13 protein-coding genes and 1 pseudogene are annotated in these 16,645 nt (G+C 72.7%); all 14 read right to left on the reverse strand.

Translation table 11 applies throughout. The features are described 5' to 3' along the window. Positions 1–55: 55 nt before the first annotated feature. Positions 56–682: a GNAT family protein gene (locus AB0C35_RS27840; RefSeq protein WP_358461718.1), complete on the reverse strand. Its 627-nt coding sequence runs from the start codon at positions 680–682 to the stop codon at positions 56–58. Further along, a complete protein-coding gene (locus tag AB0C35_RS27845) occupies positions 679–1,116 on the reverse strand; it encodes a thioesterase family protein (protein ID WP_358461721.1) in 438 nt (145 codons plus the stop codon). The genes AB0C35_RS27840 and AB0C35_RS27845 overlap by 4 nt, the downstream gene beginning before the upstream one ends. Before the next feature lie 122 nt (positions 1,117–1,238). Further along, positions 1,239–2,567: an enolase C-terminal domain-like protein gene (locus AB0C35_RS27850; protein WP_358461724.1), complete on the reverse strand. Its 1,329-nt coding sequence runs from the start codon at positions 2,565–2,567 to the stop codon at positions 1,239–1,241. Then, a complete protein-coding gene (locus tag AB0C35_RS27855) occupies positions 2,564–4,048 on the reverse strand; it encodes an aldehyde dehydrogenase (NADP(+)) (RefSeq protein WP_358461727.1) in 1,485 nt (494 codons plus the stop codon). The genes AB0C35_RS27850 and AB0C35_RS27855 overlap by 4 nt, the downstream gene beginning before the upstream one ends. Positions 4,049–4,224: 176 nt before the next feature. After that, complete coding sequence (gene ettA, locus AB0C35_RS27860; RefSeq protein ID WP_358461730.1) at positions 4,225–5,886, reverse strand: energy-dependent translational throttle protein EttA; 1,662 nt, start codon at positions 5,884–5,886, stop codon at positions 4,225–4,227. A 62-nt stretch (positions 5,887–5,948) separates the two neighbouring features. Beyond that, positions 5,949–7,238 carry a GGDEF domain-containing protein gene (locus tag AB0C35_RS27865; protein ID WP_358461733.1) on the reverse strand — a complete coding sequence of 430 codons (1,290 nt, stop codon included), beginning with the start codon at positions 7,236–7,238 and terminating at the stop codon, positions 5,949–5,951. A gap of 434 nt (positions 7,239–7,672) precedes the next feature. Next, positions 7,673–8,140, reverse strand: a complete 468-nt coding sequence (locus AB0C35_RS27870; RefSeq protein WP_358461736.1) for a single-stranded DNA-binding protein — start codon at positions 8,138–8,140, stop codon at positions 7,673–7,675. Positions 8,141–8,240: 100 nt separating this feature from the next. After that, positions 8,241–9,950 (reverse strand): ABC transporter, encoded by a 1,710-nt coding sequence (locus AB0C35_RS27875; protein WP_358461739.1) that lies wholly within the window; start codon positions 9,948–9,950, stop codon positions 8,241–8,243. Then, a complete protein-coding gene (locus AB0C35_RS27880; protein WP_358461742.1) occupies positions 9,947–11,932 on the reverse strand; it encodes an AAA family ATPase in 1,986 nt (661 codons plus the stop codon). Before AB0C35_RS27880 ends, AB0C35_RS27875 begins: the two co-directional genes overlap by 4 nt. Further along, complete coding sequence (cobA, locus tag AB0C35_RS27885) at positions 11,929–13,167, reverse strand: uroporphyrinogen-III C-methyltransferase (RefSeq protein WP_358461745.1); 1,239 nt, start codon at positions 13,165–13,167, stop codon at positions 11,929–11,931. Before cobA ends, AB0C35_RS27880 begins: the two co-directional genes overlap by 4 nt. A 136-nt stretch (positions 13,168–13,303) precedes the next feature. Continuing rightward, on the reverse strand, positions 13,304–14,401 hold the full coding sequence (cobT, locus tag AB0C35_RS27890; protein ID WP_358461748.1) for a nicotinate-nucleotide--dimethylbenzimidazole phosphoribosyltransferase: 1,098 nt from the start codon (positions 14,399–14,401) through the stop codon (positions 13,304–13,306). 26 nt (positions 14,402–14,427) lie between these two features. Next, on the reverse strand, positions 14,428–15,480 hold the full coding sequence (gene cobC, locus AB0C35_RS27895) for an Rv2231c family pyridoxal phosphate-dependent protein CobC (RefSeq protein ID WP_358461751.1): 1,053 nt from the start codon (positions 15,478–15,480) through the stop codon (positions 14,428–14,430). Continuing rightward, positions 15,477–16,076 (reverse strand): precorrin-8X methylmutase, encoded by a 600-nt coding sequence (locus AB0C35_RS27900; protein WP_358461754.1) that lies wholly within the window; start codon positions 16,074–16,076, stop codon positions 15,477–15,479. Before AB0C35_RS27900 ends, cobC begins: the two co-directional genes overlap by 4 nt. Positions 16,077–16,134: 58 nt before the next feature. After that, positions 16,135–16,645, reverse strand: a pseudogene (locus AB0C35_RS27905) (hypothetical protein); the annotation flags it as partial.

Genomic DNA, 16,645 nt, shown 5'->3' on the forward strand with positions numbered 1-16,645 from the left:
TCGCGTCGCGACACTAGAGGAGAAGTAAGCGAAAAACGGATGGCTGATTCGCTTGTTATCTATCCGTGACGGCGCGGTTGCCACCGGGGCAGCCGGGCGGATTCAGTGCGATTCCGTCGTCCCAGGGGGCCAGGCACTCGAAAAGCCGCTCGTCATGCCAGCGTCCGTCCAGGTGAATGTGCCGGCGCGCCGTCCCCACGACCGTGAAGCCGTTGCGCTCCAGAACTCTCTGGGACGCGAGGTTGTCCACCCTCGTGAACGCCTCGACACGGTGCAGCCGGAGCGCACCGAACGCCACGTCCAGCGCCAGCCGCAGCGCCTTGGTCGCGACACCGCGTCCGGCGTGCTCGCGCGCCACCCAGTAACCGACGAAGCAGCTCTGCAAGGGGCCCCGCAGAACGTTGTTGAGCGTGATCCGCCCGGCGATCTCACCGTCGACCAGGATGACGCCCGGCCACATTTCCTCCGTCGCATACGCCTCGACAAGATCATGCAGATTGTCGAGCTGGCCGTCGACGGTGAAATACGCGTCGTCGCGCACCGGCTCCCAGGGACGCAGATAATCACGGTTCGCCGCACAGAGCGCGGCGAGCTCCTCCGCGTCCGCCATCTGGACGACCCGCAGCCGCACCCCGGGCTGGAGGCGGTCCAGCGGGGCGGGCGGCCCCGCCAGCGCCGTCATGCCGAAGGCGCCGCGTAGCGCCCGATGAACTCACGCTCCTCCGGGGTGAAGCGGCGCAGCCGGTTCGACTCCACGTCGAACGCGACGAGCGTCGAGGCGGCCTCCGCGTAGACGTTCTCGTCGTCGCGCACCTCGTAGGCCAGCTTGAACGAGGCGGCGCGGGCCTCGGTCACCCACGTCTCCACCCGGATCGGGTAGACGGTCGGCAGCAGCGGCGTCCGGTAGTCGATCTCGTGCCGCGAGATCACCATGCCGCGGACGGGCTTCTCCCCCTTGCGCACCGGGTCGCCGTGGAACATCTCCAGCCGCGCGTCCTCCAGGTAGCCGAGGAACTTCACGTTGTTCACGTGGCCCTGGGAGTCGATGTCGCCGAACCGGATCTTGAACTCGTAGACGTGCCGGTACTCGGCCGCGGGCAGGTCGGTCTGCTGCATGTCCTCGCCTGGGGGTACGGGGGAACCGGGTCCGGCTCGATGCTACCCGCAGTAGGTTTCCACCCCTCTCGCGCCCTGCTCGCACCTTGCTCGTGGACAGGGCGCGCCCCCCGGCGGTCCCGTCAGCCGCGGACGAGGCAGGGGCGTTTCGGGTCGAACGTCCAGCCGGGGACCAGGTACTCCATCGCGGCGGCGTCGTCGCGGTCGCCCAGGCCGTGCTCGACGTAGAGCCGGTGCGCGGCCTCGACCCGCTCCTCGTCGACGTCGATGCCCAGGCCGGGCGCCTCGGGCAGCGCGATCCGCCCGTCCACGATGCGCGGCGGGTCCTGGGTGAGGCGCTGGCCGTCCTGCCAGATCCAGTGCGTGTCGATCGCGGTGATCTCACCCGGCGCTGCCGCGGCGACGTGGGTGAACATCGCCAGCGACACATCGAAATGGTTGTTGGAGTGCGAGCCCCAGGTCAGCCCCCATGCCTGGCACAGCTGGGCCACCCGAACCGAGCCGCGCATCGTCCAGAAGTGCGGGTCGGCGAGCGGGATGTCCACGGCGTCCAGCCGGATCGCGTGGCCCAGCTGCCGCCAGTCGATCGCGATCATGTTGGTGGCGGTGCGCAGGCCGGTGGCGCGGCGGAACTCCGCCATCGTCTCGCGTCCCGAGTAGCCGAGCTCGGCGCCGCACGGGTCCTCGGCGTAGGCGAGGACGCCCTTGAGCTCGTTGCCCAGCCGGACGGCCTCGTCCAGCGACCACGCGCCGTTGGGGTCGAGGTTGATCCGGGCGTCCGGGAAGCGTTCGGCGAGCGCCCGCACGGCGTCGGCCTCCTCGTCGCCCCTGAGCACGCCGCCCTTGAGCTTGAAATCGGCGAACCCGTATTGCTCCTGCGCCGCCTCCGCCTGCCGGACGATCGCGTCCGGCGTCATGGTCTCCTCGCGCCGGACGCGGAACCAGCCGTCCGCGCCCTCCGGCGGCGCCTCGTACGGAAGGCCGGTCCTGCGGCGGTCGCCGATGTAGAACAGGTAGCCGAGCATCGGGATCGCCTGCCGCTGGACGCCGTCGCCGAGCAGCGCGGCCACCGGGACGCCGAGGAACCGCCCCGTCAGGTCCAGCAGCGCCGACTCGATCGCGGTCAGCGCGTGGACGGTGATCCTGGTGTCGTGCGTCAGCGGCCCGCGTCCGCCGGCGTCCAGGTGGCCGAACGCGGCGCGGACGGCGTTCAGGATCGCGTCGGACCGTCCGATGGGCTCGCCGACGACCAGGTCGCGGGCGTCCTCCAGCGTCCGCCGGATGCCCTCGCCGCCCGGAACCTCGCCGACGCCGATGCTTCCGGAAGAGTCGGTGAGCAGGACCAGGTTCCGGGTGAAGAACGGGCCGTGCGCGCCGCCCAGGTTGAGCAGCATGCTGTCGTGTCCCGCGACGGGCACGACGCGCATCCCGGTGACGACCGGCGTGCTCATCGCCGGGCCCCCTGGTAGGCGATCGGCCGCTGGAACCGCTCGACGGCGAGGCTCCCCACGGACGTCGTCCGCGAGTCGGACGTCGCCGGGAACGGCCCGCCATGGACCATCGCATGCCCGACTCTCACCCCGGTCGGCCAGCCGTCCCACACAATCCGCCCGGCCAGGCGCTCCAGGACGGGCAGCAGCCGCGCCGCCGCCTCCCGGTCGCCGGGGCCGGCGTGGACCGTCGCGGTCAGCTGCCCCTCCAGGCCGCGCGCCAGCTCCCGGACCTGGTCGAGGTCCGCGCACCGCACGACCAGCGAGCACGCACCGAAAACCTCTTCCTGGAGGTCGGGGCCGAAATGCTCGGCGTCGACCGCGGCGAGCGCCGCCGCGCCCCCGACGGCCGCTTCGGGCTCCCGTCCACGGGCGAGGATCTCCACGTCCGGGTGCCGTTCGAGCCGCGCCACACCGTCGGCGTAGGCGCGTGCGATGCCCGGGGTCAGCATGGGCGCGCCCGGGTCGCTGGAGATCGCCTTCGCGGCGGCGTCCAGGAACGCGTCCAGCGCCGGGCCCCTGACCGCGAAGACCAGCCCGGGATTCGTGCAGAACTGCCCCGCGCCGAGCGTCACCGAACCGACGAACGCGTCGGCCAGCTCGCCGCCGCTCGCCGCGAGGGCCTCCGGCAGCAGGAACACCGGGTTGACGCTGCTCATCTCCGCGTACACCGGGATCGGGCGGGGCCGGCCCGCCGCCGCCTTCGCGACCGCCAGGCCCGCCGCCCGCGACCCGGTGAACCCGACCCCCTGGACGCGCGGGTCCGTGACGAGCGCGATGCCGAGCGTCGGACCGTCCCCGTAGAGCATCGAGAACACGCCCTCGGGGAGACCCGCCTCCCGGACGGCCTCGGACACGGCCAGTCCGACCAGCTCGCACGTCCCGGGGTGGGCGTCATGCGCCTTCACGATCACGGGGCAGCCCGCCGCCAGCGCCGACGCCGTGTCCCCGCCCGCGACCGAGAACGCCAGCGGGAAGTTGCTCGCCCCGAACACCGCCACCGGCCCCAGCGGCACCCTCCCCTGCCGGATCTCCGGCCCGCCGTCACCGGCGGGATCAACGCTCACGAACGGCTCACCGGCGGCGCGGAGGTCGGCGGCGAAGAGCCGGAGCTGGCCGGTGGTGCGGGCGACCTCGCCGGTCACGCGGGGCACGGGCAGCCCCGTCTCGGACGCGGCACGCCCGACGAGATCGTCGGTGAGATCGTCCAGTCTGCCCGCGATCGCTTCGAGGAGCGCCGCGCGGCGCTCGGGCGACGTCGCGCGGTAGACGTCGAACGCCTCGTCGGCCAGGGCGCAGGCCCGGTCCACCTCGGCCTCCCCGCCGTAGCGGTACTCGGGGTCGAGACGTTCACCGGTGCGGGGATCCACGGCGCTGATCGCCGCGCCCGTCCCGGCGACGCGCTCGAAGCCGATCACCATGTGTCCGGTGAGCTGCGCCATCGTCCGTCCTCCTCGGTCAGGCGGGTGGGGTCAACCCGGACGATAGGAGACGGAATCGATACCTGTCCAACACGAAATACGCATCGTTCGATGCACGCCTTGTATCACTGAATGCGAGCAGGAACGCGAACGGCCGCGCGGTCGGTCGATGACCGCGCGGCCGTCCGGAACATCGTTCAGCGGGTGAGCTTGCGGTGCGTCACCCGGTGCGGGCGGGCGGCGTCGGCGCCCAGCCGCTCGATCTTGTTCTTCTCGTAGTCGGCGAAGTTGCCCTCGAACCAGAACCAGTTCGAGCCCTCTTCCCACGCGAGGATGTGCGTGGCGATGCGGTCCAGGAACCACCGGTCGTGCGAGGTGATCACGGCGCAGCCGGGGAACTCCAGGAGGGCGTTCTCCAGACTGGACAGCGTCTCGGTGTCCAGGTCGTTCGTCGGCTCGTCCAGCAGCAGGACGTTGCCGCCCAGCTTGAGCGTCAGCGCCAGGTTGAGGCGGTTGCGCTCGCCGCCGGACAGGACGCCCGCCGGCTTCTGCTGGTCGGGGCCCTTGAACCCGAACGCCGCGACATAGGCGCGGGACGGCATCTCGACCTGCCCGACGTTGATGTGGTCGAGGCCGTCGGACACGACCTGCCACACCGTCTTCTTCGGATCGATGCCGCCGCGGCCCTGGTCGACATAGGAGACCTTGACCGTGTCGCCGACCCGCAGCTCACCCGCGTCCGGCTGCTCCTCGCCCACGATCATGCGGAACAGGGTGGTCTTGCCGACGCCGTTCGGGCCGATGACGCCGACGATGCCGTTCGGGGGCAGGTTGAACGACAGGTCGTCCATCAGCACCCGGTCGTCGAAGCCCTTCGTCAGCTTGTCGGCGACGATCACCGTGGTGCCCAGCCGGGGACCCGGCGGGATCTGGATCTCCTCGAAGTCCAGCTTGCGGAACTTGGCGGCCTCGGCGGCCATCTCCTCGTACCGCTCCAGACGCGCCTTGCTCTTGGTCTGCCGCGCCTTCGGGTTCGACCGGACCCACTCCAGCTCGTCCTCGAGGCGCTTCTTGCGCTTGGCGTCCTTGTTGCCCTCGACCTTCAGCCGGTCGGCCTTCTTCTCCAGGTAGACGGAGTAGTTGCCCTCGTACGGATAGCAGCGGCCCCGGTCCAGCTCCAGGATCCAGGTGGCCACGTTGTCGAGGAAGTACCGGTCGTGGGTGACGGCCAGGACGGTGCCCTCGTACTTGGCGAGGAACTGCTCCAGCCACTGCACGCTCTCCGCGTCCAGGTGGTTGGTCGGCTCGTCCAGCAGCAGCAGGTCGGGGGCTTCGAGCAGGAGCTTGCACAGCGCGACGCGGCGGCGCTCACCACCCGACAGGGTCGCCACCTCGGCGTCCCCCGGCGGGCAGCGCAGCGCGTCCATCGCCTGCTCAAGCTGGCTGTCGAGATCCCACGCGTTGCGGTGGTCGAGCTTGTCCTGGAGCTTGCCCATCTCCTCCATCAGCTCGTCGGAGTAGTCCGTCGCCATCTTCTCGGCGATCTCGTTGAACCGGTCGAGCATCGCCTTGGTCTCGGCGACGCCCTCCTCCACGTTCCCGAGGACGGTCTTCTCCTCGTTCAGCGGAGGCTCCTGCTGCAGCATGCCGACGGTGAACCCGGGCATGAGACGCGCGTCGCCGTTGGACGGTTGCTCCAGACCGGCCATCATGCGCAGCAGCGTCGACTTACCGGTGCCGTTCGGCCCCAGGACGCCGATCTTGGCGCCTGGAAGGAAGTGCAGGGTGACGTCGTCCAGGACGACCTTGTCGCCATGTGCCTTGCGCACACGCTGCATCGTGTAGATGTACTCGGCCATATCGTCCAGCCTAGAGGGTCTCGAGGGGTGTTCATGGCAGCCGATCTTCGGCGGGCGCCGTTTCAGCCGCCGGACGGCTTGGGGCCCTCCACCGCGGGGAGGCAGACGCGGTCGCGGCCGGAGGACTTGGCCCGGTAGAGGGCCAGGTCGGCGGCCGCCAGGAGTTCCAGGAGATCCTGGCCGTGCGTGCGGAACAGCGCGACGCCCACCGACACCGTGACCGTCACCGTGCCCTCCTCGGCGGGGACCGCGAGCCGTCGGACGCGGCCGCGCAGGCGCTCGGCGACCCGGCACGCCTCGACGGTGTCGGCGCCCGGCAGGAGCACCACGAACTCCTCGCCGCCGAACCTGCCCACCACGTCGTAGTCGCGCAACTGGTGGCACAGCGTGCTGGCCACGCCCACCAGCACCTGGTCGCCCATCAGGTGCCCGTGGGTGTCGTTGACCCGCTTGAAGTGGTCGATGTCGATCAGCAGCAGCGCCACGGCGTCATGCGTGCGCTGCGCCCGGGACAGTTCGGTGTCGGCCTCCCGCTGCCAGGCCGCCGCGTTGAGCAGCCCCGTCTTGGCGTCCGTCCGCGCCGCCGCCTGCAACTGCTGGTGCATCAGGCTGCGCTGCAGGAGCATCACCGGTGGCAGCGCCAGAAGAAGGAGCCCCAGCGACAGCGCGCTCGTGATCGCCACGATGGTTCCCACGCACAACTCCACCACGTCCAGGAGCAGGCTCTCCCGCGTCCACAGGACGTCCCGCCAGCGGCTCTCCGGGTTCGCCGCGTGCGCCGCGACGGCCACGATCGCGGTGTTCACCACGGTGAAGAGCGCCGCGCACCCCACGGCGGCCGGGATGCCCGGGTACGCCTGGACGATCCACTCCGGGGGCCCCTCCAGTGGCTCGGGCACCACCTGGTGGAACACCAGGGACGCGCACGCCCCGGCGATGCCGAACGCTGCGGAGACCAGCGCCCGCCGGTAGATCAGCGTGCGGCGCACCCGGAACTGGAGCAAGGCCTGCAGCGGTATCGGCATCAGCAGCGAGTACACCGGGGGCAGCAGCAGCGCGACCGGCAGCCACCACGCCGACAGCAGGTCTCGCGCGATCCCGGCCGGCATCCCGAGCCGCCGCGACGCCTCGATGCACACCGCCCCGCACGCCAGCAGGGCCGCGAACGTCGCCGCGTCGCCGCCCAGGAACGGCGTCTCGAACAGGCCCGCGACGGTGAGCCCCAGGTGGACGGCCACGACCACCGGCACATAGATCACGAGCAGGGACGGACGCCCCAGTAGAGCCCGTCGCCTGGGCCGGCGGGCCAGCTCCCCACCGCGGTCCTCGGCGGACGACTGCACTGCCGTCATCCTTCCCCCTTACGTGCATCACCTTCTGTAACACGATAGTTGCAACGTGTGCGGATGGGGCGTGAAACAGGTACGTTCGGGAACGCACATGCGGGTGGCCGTTCGGCCCACCGGCATCAGGGTCCGCGGATTCGCGGTCCCGGCACATCCTGAGGGGGATACGACCATGCGCGGCATTTCCTGGATCTGACGCCGCAGAAGACCCCGACGGTGCGGGGGCGCCGACCGGCAGCGACGCCATTGCCGGCACGCCCCCGCTCCCCCCGGAACCCCGTGCCGGGCCTGAACGCCGACCACGCCCCCCGATCCCGTAACCCCGGAACTGGCGGGTGGGGGCTGAACGCAGGCCACGCCCACGGGGTCGGGGGGCTTGGCCGGCGCCGGGGCGTGAACCCGCTGACCGAGCCGGCCGGTGGTTCCCGAGTTTGAGCCCGTCAGGCGGCCTTGGGTTCCTTTTCTTCTTCTGCGGGCGCGGCCAGGGCCCATTCGTCGGCGGCGTCGCGGGCCAGTTGGCGGTCCTCTTCGCTGAGGGGGCCGCCGCGCTGGACGGGGCGAAAGTCGGCGGTGCCGCGCAGCAGGTCGGGGCCGAGGGTGGTGGCCTCGATCTCGGCGGAGAACCGCCACTGGCCGTCGCGCTCGTACTGGCGGATGCGCAGGCGGCCCGTGACCAGGACCGGGGTGCCGCGCGGGAACTCGGACGCGTTGACGTTGTCGGCGAGGCTCCGCCAGCAGTTGACGGTCAGGAACAGCGTCTCCACGTCCTGCCATTGGCCGGTCTGGCGGTCGTAGCGGCGGGGCGTGCAGCCGACCCGCAATGAGAGGAACGGGGTTCCGTTGGCCGTCATGGCGTAGCGGGGCTCGGCGGCGACCCAGCCGGTGATGGTGATGTGCGCCTCGTTCACTGCGTCCTCCGTCGTCGAGTACGGGTCTGTTCCGCGTACGGGTCAACGGTCGCGCAGCGGGCGCGGGCGCGAGGGCGGCTGCGAAATTGTGGATAACCCGTCAGCCGCGGCCGAGGGCCACGTCCACGTTCTCGCGGAAGCGGGCGTAGACCTGCAGGTCGTCCTCGACGGGCTCGATCACCTTCTCGTACGCGACGCGCTCGATGCCCATCCGCATGTGGTGCTCCATCTTGTCGCCGTGCTTGGCGGACGACAGGGCCACCAGGTTGCGGCAGGCGGACGCGGTCAGCCAGCCCATGCCGAGCGTGCACACGACGAGGACCGCGACGTACGGGATGAGGCCGGCCTCTCCGATGAGGCCCGGGTTGTCGCCGCCGAGGCCGAGCAGGCCGTAGGCGACGAGGAAGCCGATCCACACGATGCTGAGGGCGGCGACCAGGACGAGGAAGTACTGCCAGGTCTTGACCAGCCACCACCAGCGGGGCACCACGTTGAACGTGGGCAGGGCGTTCTTGAGCGATTCGCCGAGGGCCTCGGGGATCTCGGTGGCGTGCGCGCGGGCGGCGTTGCGGACGGAGCGTCCCCAGTGGGTGGGCAGCTCCTGGGACAGGCCCTCGGTGACGCCCTGGAGCGCGTTGTCCACATCGCCCTGCTGGGCGCCGATCGGGCCGGTGAAGGCGTTGCGGAGTTCCTCGCGCAGTTCGGTGAGCCGCATCCGGCGCAGCGGGTCGGAGCGCAGCCGCGCGACGATGGCGGCGACGGGCCAGCCGACGAAGTCGGAGGCGCGCAGTTCGTAGGCGCTCTCCATGGCCTCGGCGACCGCGGGCGCGCCGGCGGCGTCGGTGAAGGCCTGGACGAGGTCGGCGCGGCGGCCGTCGTCGACGGTGGTGGGCGGCTCCGCGGTGAAGCGGTAGTCGGTGAACCGCTCGGCGACCCTGTCGACGTCGGCGGACAGCCGCTCGGTGCGGGCGCGGCGGGCGGCGACGGTGTCGACGAGGACGTCGCGGAAGCCGTAGGTGCCGTCCTCGGCGACCGCGGAGGTGGTCACGATCCGCGGGTCGGCGAGGCCCTCGGCCTCCAGCAGCCGGCGCAGGTCGGCGACGCAGTCGTCGATCTCGTGCGGGGTGAGCCGGTCGACCTGGTTGAGGACGATGAGGGTGACGCCGGTGTGCCGGGCGAACGGGACGATGTAGTTGCGGTGCAGGGCCGCGTCGGCGTACTTCTGCGGGTCGACGACCCAGACGAGCAGGTCGGCGATGGTGACGAACCGGTCGACCTCGGCGCGGTGCATCGCCTGGATGGAGTCGTGGTCGGGCAGGTCGATGAGGACGAGGCCCTGCAGGGAGCTGTCGGCGCGCTCCATGTCGAGGGCGCTGGCGCGGGCGTAGCGGTGCCGCTTGTCGACGTCCAGCCAGTCGAGCAGGGGGCCCGCGCCGTCCAGCCCCCAGACGCACGCGTGGGCCTGGGACGTCATGGGGCGGCGCATCCCGGTCGGCGACAGTTCGAGCCCGCAGATGGCGTTGAACAGGGACGACTTGCCGCTGCCGGTGCCGCCGGCGAGGGTGACGACGGTGTGCTCGCCGGACAGCCGCAGCCGCTGCCCGGCACGGTTCAGCAGTTCGGCGGCGTCGTCCAGGACGGGCTGGTCGAGCCGGCCGATGCCCGCGTGGACGAGCCGGTCGAGCCCGTTGAGCCGGTCGGTCAGACCGGGCGGGCCGGCGGGTTCGCCGGCGCCGTTCACGTCCGGGGCGGCGATCGGGAACCCGCCGGTTCCGGTCGGCGAGTTCGCGGGGAGGGCCGAGGTTGTCATCGGGCGACCTCGAGGTTGTAGGTGGCCTGGTACAGCTGGACGGGGACGGTCTCGTCGGGGATGCCGGCGGAATCGAGCACCTGCCCGAACCGGATGGCCTCCTCGTCGAACAGCATCCCGATGCGGCTGCGCAGGTCGGCGCGGGCCTTGGCGCCCATGCCGCGCAGCGACTCGGCGCCGAACAGCGCCTTGAGCAGGCGCTGCGGGACGGCGCTGTTGCCGCCCTCGACGGCCACGTCGGACGTGCCGTACCCGAGGAGGCCGATCATCAGGACGAGGGAGACCGCCTCGGTGTCGAACGAGACGAGCTTCGCCACCGAGCGCTTGGTGACGCCCTCGGTGCGGATCAGCTCCTGGACGTGGTCCTGCCAGGAGCTGACGGCGCGGGTGACGCGGCGCGACAGCTCCGGCGAGACGTGCCCGATGTCGGCGCCGGCGCCGGCGAGGACCTGGCGTCCGGACGGGTGGCCGCGCCAGCGGCCGATGACCTCTTCGGCGCCGTGCTCGGCGGACGCCATGATCAGGGATTCGAGGCCGCTGCGCAGCGCCGCCTTGAGGGCGCGGACGCGGGCGGGGCTGCGGCGGTTGCGGCGGCCGGCGGAGCGGCCGCGGCGGCCCCGCTGGACGTGCAGGGCGCGCAGCAGGTCGCCGGTGCCGGCGAAGTCCTGCCAGCGGGCCAGCACCTCGCCGCGCAGCAGGGAGCCGTTGCGGGTGGCCTCGTCCAGCTCGGCGAGGGCGGTGCCGTAGCCGGCCTCGACCTCCCCGGCCAGCTCGGTGCGCTGCTCGACCTGCGCCTCGACCTGCCGGGCCAGTTCGGGGACGCGGGTGCGGAAGCTGTCCAGGACGGCGGCGAGGGTGTCGCTGATGACGATCTCGCGGTCCTCGGCGTCCTCGGCGACGCCGGTGAGCCAGGCGCGGATGTCCTCGACGGTCTCCTCGGGGAGGCGGCTCTCCTCGATGCGCGTCTCGGGGATGGTGAAGCGCCGCGCGTCGCCGACCTCGTGCTCGTCCAGCATCTCGCCGAAGTGCTCGACGATCTCGGCGCCCTGCGGCCCCGCGCCCTGCGGGACGCGCGACAGCACGACGCCGATGGTGGCGCCGTTCTCCTTGGCGCGCTGGAGCATCTGCCACACCTGGGCGTCGGCGTAGCGGGCGGCGGTGGTGACGCACAGCCACAGGTCGGCGGCGGCCATCAGCTTGGTCGCGAACTCGTAGTGGTCTTCGAAGACGGAGTCGAAGTCGGGGCTGTCGAGCAGGGCGAGGCCGGGAGGGAGGACGTCGCTGGCTATAATGACCAACTGGTCACCCGCGATGGCGTCGGGCGCCGGGCCGCGGACCCGCCCCATGCCGGGCAGCATCGGCCCCTCCATGAACCACTGCACATGGTCGGGGTGGCACACCAGGATGGGGCTGCTGGTGGTGGGGCGCAGCACGCCGGTGGCGCTCACGCGGGCGCCGACGAGCGTGTTGACCAGCGTGGACTTGCCCGCTCCGGTGGACCCGCCGAGCACCACGAGCATCGGTGCGCCGGCGGCGTGGATGCGCGGGAGGACGTAGTCCTCCAGCTGGCCGCGCAGCTCGTCGCGGGCCTCGCGGGCCTCCTCGACACCGGGGACGTCCAGGAGGAAGTCGAAGGCGCCGAGCTGTTCGCGCAGGCTGGTCAGCGCCCGGGTCAGCTCGCCCTGGCGCACCGTCCCGCCGCCGCCGGGCTTGGCCGCCCGCCGGCCGCGCCTCGGCTTGGCGTCCGCCGCGGCGCCGGTCTCCGAACCGGTCCGCGCGTCGTCGCCGGCGGACTTCCCGGACGTTTCCTTCTCCGGCTTCTCCTTCTCGCGCACCTCGTCCTTTTCGCGCGCACCTTGCCCGCGCGCCTCCTCATCGGGCGCGGCGTCCTCGCCGGGGACCGCGGAGTCCTCGATTCCGCGTCCCGGACCGGCGCCGGCCTCCTCGTCGTGGACCGCGCTTCGCTCTGCCGGGGGTGTCACGGATCCCGTCCCATGTCCGCTCGAATCATGTCGATCTCTCGTGCCACGTTCACCACGTCGCCCACGACCACGATCGCCGGCGGCCGGACTTCACCGGCGGCCATCGCGTCGGCCACCGTGCCCAGGGTCGCCGTCAGGGACCTCTGGCCGGGGAGGGTGCCGTCCTGGATCACGGCGACCGGCGTGTCGGACGATCGACCATAGCGCATGAGGGCCGATGCGATGAGCTTCATCCGCTCCACCGCCATGAGCAGGACGATGGTGCCGTTCGCGCGTCCGAGCGCCTCCCAGTCGACGGTCGAGGCCTCGTGCCCGGGAGGGACGTGCGCCGAGACGACGTGGAACTCCTGCGCGACGCCCCGGTGGGTGACCGGGATGCCCGCCGCGGACGGGACGGCGACCGCGCTGGTGATGCCGGGAACGACCATGACGGGGACGCCGTGGCGGGCGCAGTACAGGGCCTCCTCGCCGCCGCGCCCGAACACGAAGGGGTCCCCGCCCTTGAGGCGCACGACGAACCTGCCCTCGCGCGCGTGCTCGACCAGGTGTCCGTTGATGATGTCCTGCGTGACCGTCCGGCCGTAGGGGATCTTGGCGGCGTCGATCACCTCGACGTCGGTGGCCAGCTCGTCCAGCAGGCCGCCGGGGGCGAGCCGGTCGGTGACGACGACGTCGGCCATCGCGAGGAGCTGCCGTCCGCGGACCGTGATCAGCCCGGGGTCGCCGGGGCCGCCGCCGACGAGGGCGACTCCGGCGGGCTTGCGCCGGGAGTGCCGCGACTCCAGGGCGCCGTCGCGCAGGCCGGCGACCACGGCGTCGCGGATGCCCGCGGCGCGCCGCGGGTCGCCGCCGAGCAGGACGCCGACGGTCGCGTCGCCCGCGTGCCCGCTCGCGGGCGTCCAGGCGGGCGAGGACTCGGCGTCGTCGGCGCGGACGGCCCAGATCTGCGCGGCCTCCGCCTCAGCGACCACGTCGCCGTTGACCTTCGCATCGTCGGTGACGGCCTGCACCAGCCAGGCCCCGGCGCAGTCGCCGCGCTCGTACGGGCGCCGGTGCCAGGTGATCCTCCCGCGCTCGGCGAGGCCCTCCAGGGAGGCGGTGACCTCCGGTGAGACCAGCACGACCGAGGCGCCCGCGTCCAGGAGCGCGGGCACGCGGCGCTGGGCGACCCGCCCCCCGCCGACGACGAGGACGCGTCGCCCGCCGAGTCGCAGGCCTAGCAGGTACGGGGGCACGTGGGTGATTCTCTCGATCGGATGTGCGGTGCAGGTTGCGGGCGCAGGTGACGGACACGTGTCTTTGTCGAACAAAGGTACTCGGGTTCACCAGTGCATGGAGAGGGCCTCCGGCCAGTCGATAGCCGAGCGTGACTCATTCCGTGATCTTTTGGTTACGGCGTCCGGCGTCCTTGCCGCTGACCCCGGCCGAATCGAACGTGGCGACCTCGTGCAGGACCCGCACCGCGCCCTGGACCAGCGGCAACGCCAGCAGCGCGCCGGTCCCCTCGCCCAGCCGCAGCTCCAGGTCGACGAGCGGGCGCAGGCCCAGCGCGTCGATGGCGGCGGTGTGGCCGGGCTCGGCCGAGCGGTGTCCCGCGACGCAGGCGCCGGCGGCCCGCGGGCACATCGCGGCGGCGACCAGGGCGGCGGCCCCGGCGATCACCCCGTCGAGGACGACCGGGACGCGCAGCGACGCCGCGCCGAGGACGAACCCGGCGATCGCGGCGTGCTCCAGCCCGCCGACCGCGGCGAGGACCTCCATGGGGTCGGCGTCGTCCCCGGCGGGCAGGCCGTGCAGGTCCAGGGCCGTCCGGACGACCTCGACCTTGCGGGCGTGGGTGGCGTCGTCGATGCCGGTGCCGCGGCCGGTGACCCGCTCGGGCGGCAGGCCGGTGAACGCGGCGACCAGCGCGGCGGACGCGGTGGTGTTGGCGATGCCCATGTCACCGGTGATCAGGCACCGCACTCCGGAGGCGGCCAGGTCGCGGGCCACCTCGATGCCGGTCGTCACGGCGCGGCGGGCCTCGTCGGCGGTCATCGCAGGCCCGCGCGTCAGGTCGGCCGTGCCGGGGGCGATCTTGCGGAGGAGCAGCCCGGGCGCCGGTTCGAGGTCGGCGGCCACGCCGATGTCGACGACGCTGACCTCCGCGCCGACCTGGGCGGCGAACGCGTTGACCACGGCGCCGCCCGCCAGGAAGTTGGCCACCATCTGCGCGGTGACCTCCTGCGGCCACGGGGTGACGCCCTGGGCGTGGACGCCGTGGTCGGCGGCGAAGACGGCGACGGCGGCGGGCTCGGGCAGCGGCGGCGGGCACTGCCCGGCCAGTCCGGCGAGCCTGACCGACACGTCCTCCAGGACGCCGAGCGACCCGGGCGGCTTGGTGAGACGGGCCTGGTGTTCGCGGGCGTCCCGCATGGCGGCCTCGTCCAGCGGCGCGATGGAGGCGATGGTCTGCTCGATCAGGTCCACGGTGTCCTTTCTGGGGGCGGTCTTGCTCAGATGCCCAGTTCGCCGAGCACTTCTAGCAAGGCGTCATTGGACGACCGGTCGCGCACGGCGATGCGTAGCCAGTCGGGGCCGAGCCCTGGGAACGTGTCGCCTCGCCTTACGGCGTAGCCACGCTGCCTCAGCAAGGCCCTGATCCCGAGGGCGTCGGGCACGCACAGGCACAGGAACGACGCTCGCGCCTCGGGCACGACGTAGAGGCCACGCGCGCTCAGTTCCGCCGCGAGCCTGTCGCGTTCGGCGCCGAGTTCGGCGGCCCACGCTTCGGCTTCGGCGACCGCCTCCGGCGTGGAGCACGCTTCGACGGCGACGAGCGCGGGCGTGGACACGGCCCAGAGCGGCTGCGCTTCGGTGAGCCGCCCCACCAGGTGGGGATCGGCCAGGACGTACCCGGCGCGCAACCCGGCGAGGCCCCACGTCTTGGTCAGCGAGCGGACGACCACGATCCCGGGGGGCAGCCGGGAGGCCAGGGACTCCGGCTCGCCGGGGACGCAGTCCATGAACGCCTCGTCGACCACGACCGTCCGGCCGGGCCTGGCCAGCGCGGCGACGGCGTCCGCCGGGTGCAGCACGGAGGTGGGATTGGTCGGGTTGCCGATCACGACCAGGTCGGCGTCGGCGGGGACGGCGGCGGGGTCGAGGGTGAAGTCCTTGGTGAGGATCACGCGCTCCACGGCGTGCCCGGCGGCTCTCAGCGCGGCCTCGGGCTCGGTGAACTGCGGATGCACGACCACCGCCCTGCGCGGCGCGAGGACCCGCGCGAGCAGGACGAACGCCTCCGCGGCGCCGGCGGTCAGCAGCACCTCGCCGGCGGACCTGGCGTGCCGCCTCGCGACCGCCCGGCGGGCCGGGCGCGGGTCGGGGTAGGCGGCCAGGTCCGCGACGGACGCCCGGATCCGCTCGGCCAGCCACGCGGGGGGCATGCCCGTCCGGACGTTCACGGCGAAGTCGGCGAGCCCGCCGCCGACCTCCGCGTCCCCGTGATGGCGCAGGTCGACCTCGCCGGATCCGAGGGACCCGGACTCGAAGGGGGACCCGGTCACCGGAGCCCCGCCTCGTCCAGGTACAGCAGGGCGTTGACGGCCGCCGCGGCGACCACGGAACCGCCCTTCTCGGAGACGTTGCTGAGCTGCGGCAGCCCGCCGGCGCGCAGCGCGTCCTTGGCCTCGCAGGCGCCGACGAAGCCCACCGGCACGCCGATGACCAGCGCGGGGTCCACCCGGCGCGCGATGATCTCGAAGATCGCCTCCGGGGAGGAGCCGACCACCCAGACCGCGCCCGGGCCCACGTCCGCGTACGACAGGCGGACCGCGGCGGCCGACCGGGTGATGCCCGCGGCGCGCGCCATCCGGGCGGCGGCCGGGTCGGCGGCGTGGCAGACCGTCTCCCGGGCGGTGATCCCGGCGGCGACCATCATCTCGTCGGTGACGACCGGCGCGCCGTCGCGCAGCGCGGCCCAGCCCCGCCGGAGGTACTCCTCCCTGGTGACCAGGTCCACCGCGTACTCCAGGTCGGCGGTCGCGTGGATCACCCGCTCGGTGACGGCCCGCCACAGCGGCGGCATCGGGGACAGGTCGACGCGGGACCGCAGGATCTCATACGACCGGACTTCGATCGGGTGGGGTTGACGGACGGTCAACTGCGCCTCCTGCTTCGCTTCCAGGACAGGACATCAGGGTTTCACGGCTTACGGGGGGTTACGCCCTTCGGCCGGGTTCGTCCAGTTCGTCCGGCTCGCCGGGAAGGGCGGGGATGGTCTCGATGGGACGGGTGGCACGGGACGGCCGCCGTCCGGGGACCCGGGCGTCCCGCGCGCCCCAGACGACGATCATCGGGTCCGCGGGCGGCCCGGACGTGTACAGCGGGGTCGCCTGAAGCCGGACGGCGCCGGCCGTGAAGCCGTGCTCGGCCAGCACGTCCAGCATCTTCCGGGCCTCGCCGGCGGCGGCGACGGCGACGAGCCGGGCGGGTTCGAGACCGGCGCAGACGCGGACGGTCTCCGGCCCGCCGCGGCCGATGAGGCCGGGCCCGATGAACACGGCGTCGGGCCTGGGCAGGTGACCGGCGGTGGACCGCACGTCCCCGGACGCCATCGCCACCTTGACGCCGTGCAGCCGGACGTTCTCCCGGATCCGCTCACATGTCGCGTGGTGGGGGGGGGCGGGGGCCACGGCCGGGGCGCCGGGCGCGCCCGGGGTGGAGATCGGG

Origin of the sequence: Spirillospora sp. NPDC048819 (assembly GCF_040650055.1) — a bacterium.
In the GTDB taxonomy this organism is placed as follows: domain Bacteria; phylum Actinomycetota; class Actinomycetes; order Streptosporangiales; family Streptosporangiaceae; genus Spirillospora.

What these genes read in the sequence shown, in the direction of transcription:
- AB0C35_RS27840 (WP_358461718.1), bottom strand. Translation starts at nt 682, where the DNA reads ATGACGGCGCTGGCGGGGCCGCCCGCCCCGCTGGACCGCCTCCAGCCC.
- AB0C35_RS27845 (WP_358461721.1), bottom strand. Translation starts at nt 1,116, where the DNA reads ATGCAGCAGACCGACCTGCCCGCGGCCGAGTACCGGCACGTCTACGAG.
- AB0C35_RS27850 (WP_358461724.1), bottom strand. Translation starts at nt 2,567, where the DNA reads ATGAGCACGCCGGTCGTCACCGGGATGCGCGTCGTGCCCGTCGCGGGA.
- AB0C35_RS27855 (WP_358461727.1), bottom strand. Translation starts at nt 4,048, where the DNA reads ATGGCGCAGCTCACCGGACACATGGTGATCGGCTTCGAGCGCGTCGCC.
- ettA (WP_358461730.1), bottom strand. Translation starts at nt 5,886, where the DNA reads ATGGCCGAGTACATCTACACGATGCAGCGTGTGCGCAAGGCACATGGC.
- AB0C35_RS27865 (WP_358461733.1), bottom strand. Translation starts at nt 7,238, where the DNA reads ATGACGGCAGTGCAGTCGTCCGCCGAGGACCGCGGTGGGGAGCTGGCC.
- AB0C35_RS27875 (WP_358461739.1), bottom strand. Translation starts at nt 9,950, where the DNA reads ATGACAACCTCGGCCCTCCCCGCGAACTCGCCGACCGGAACCGGCGGG.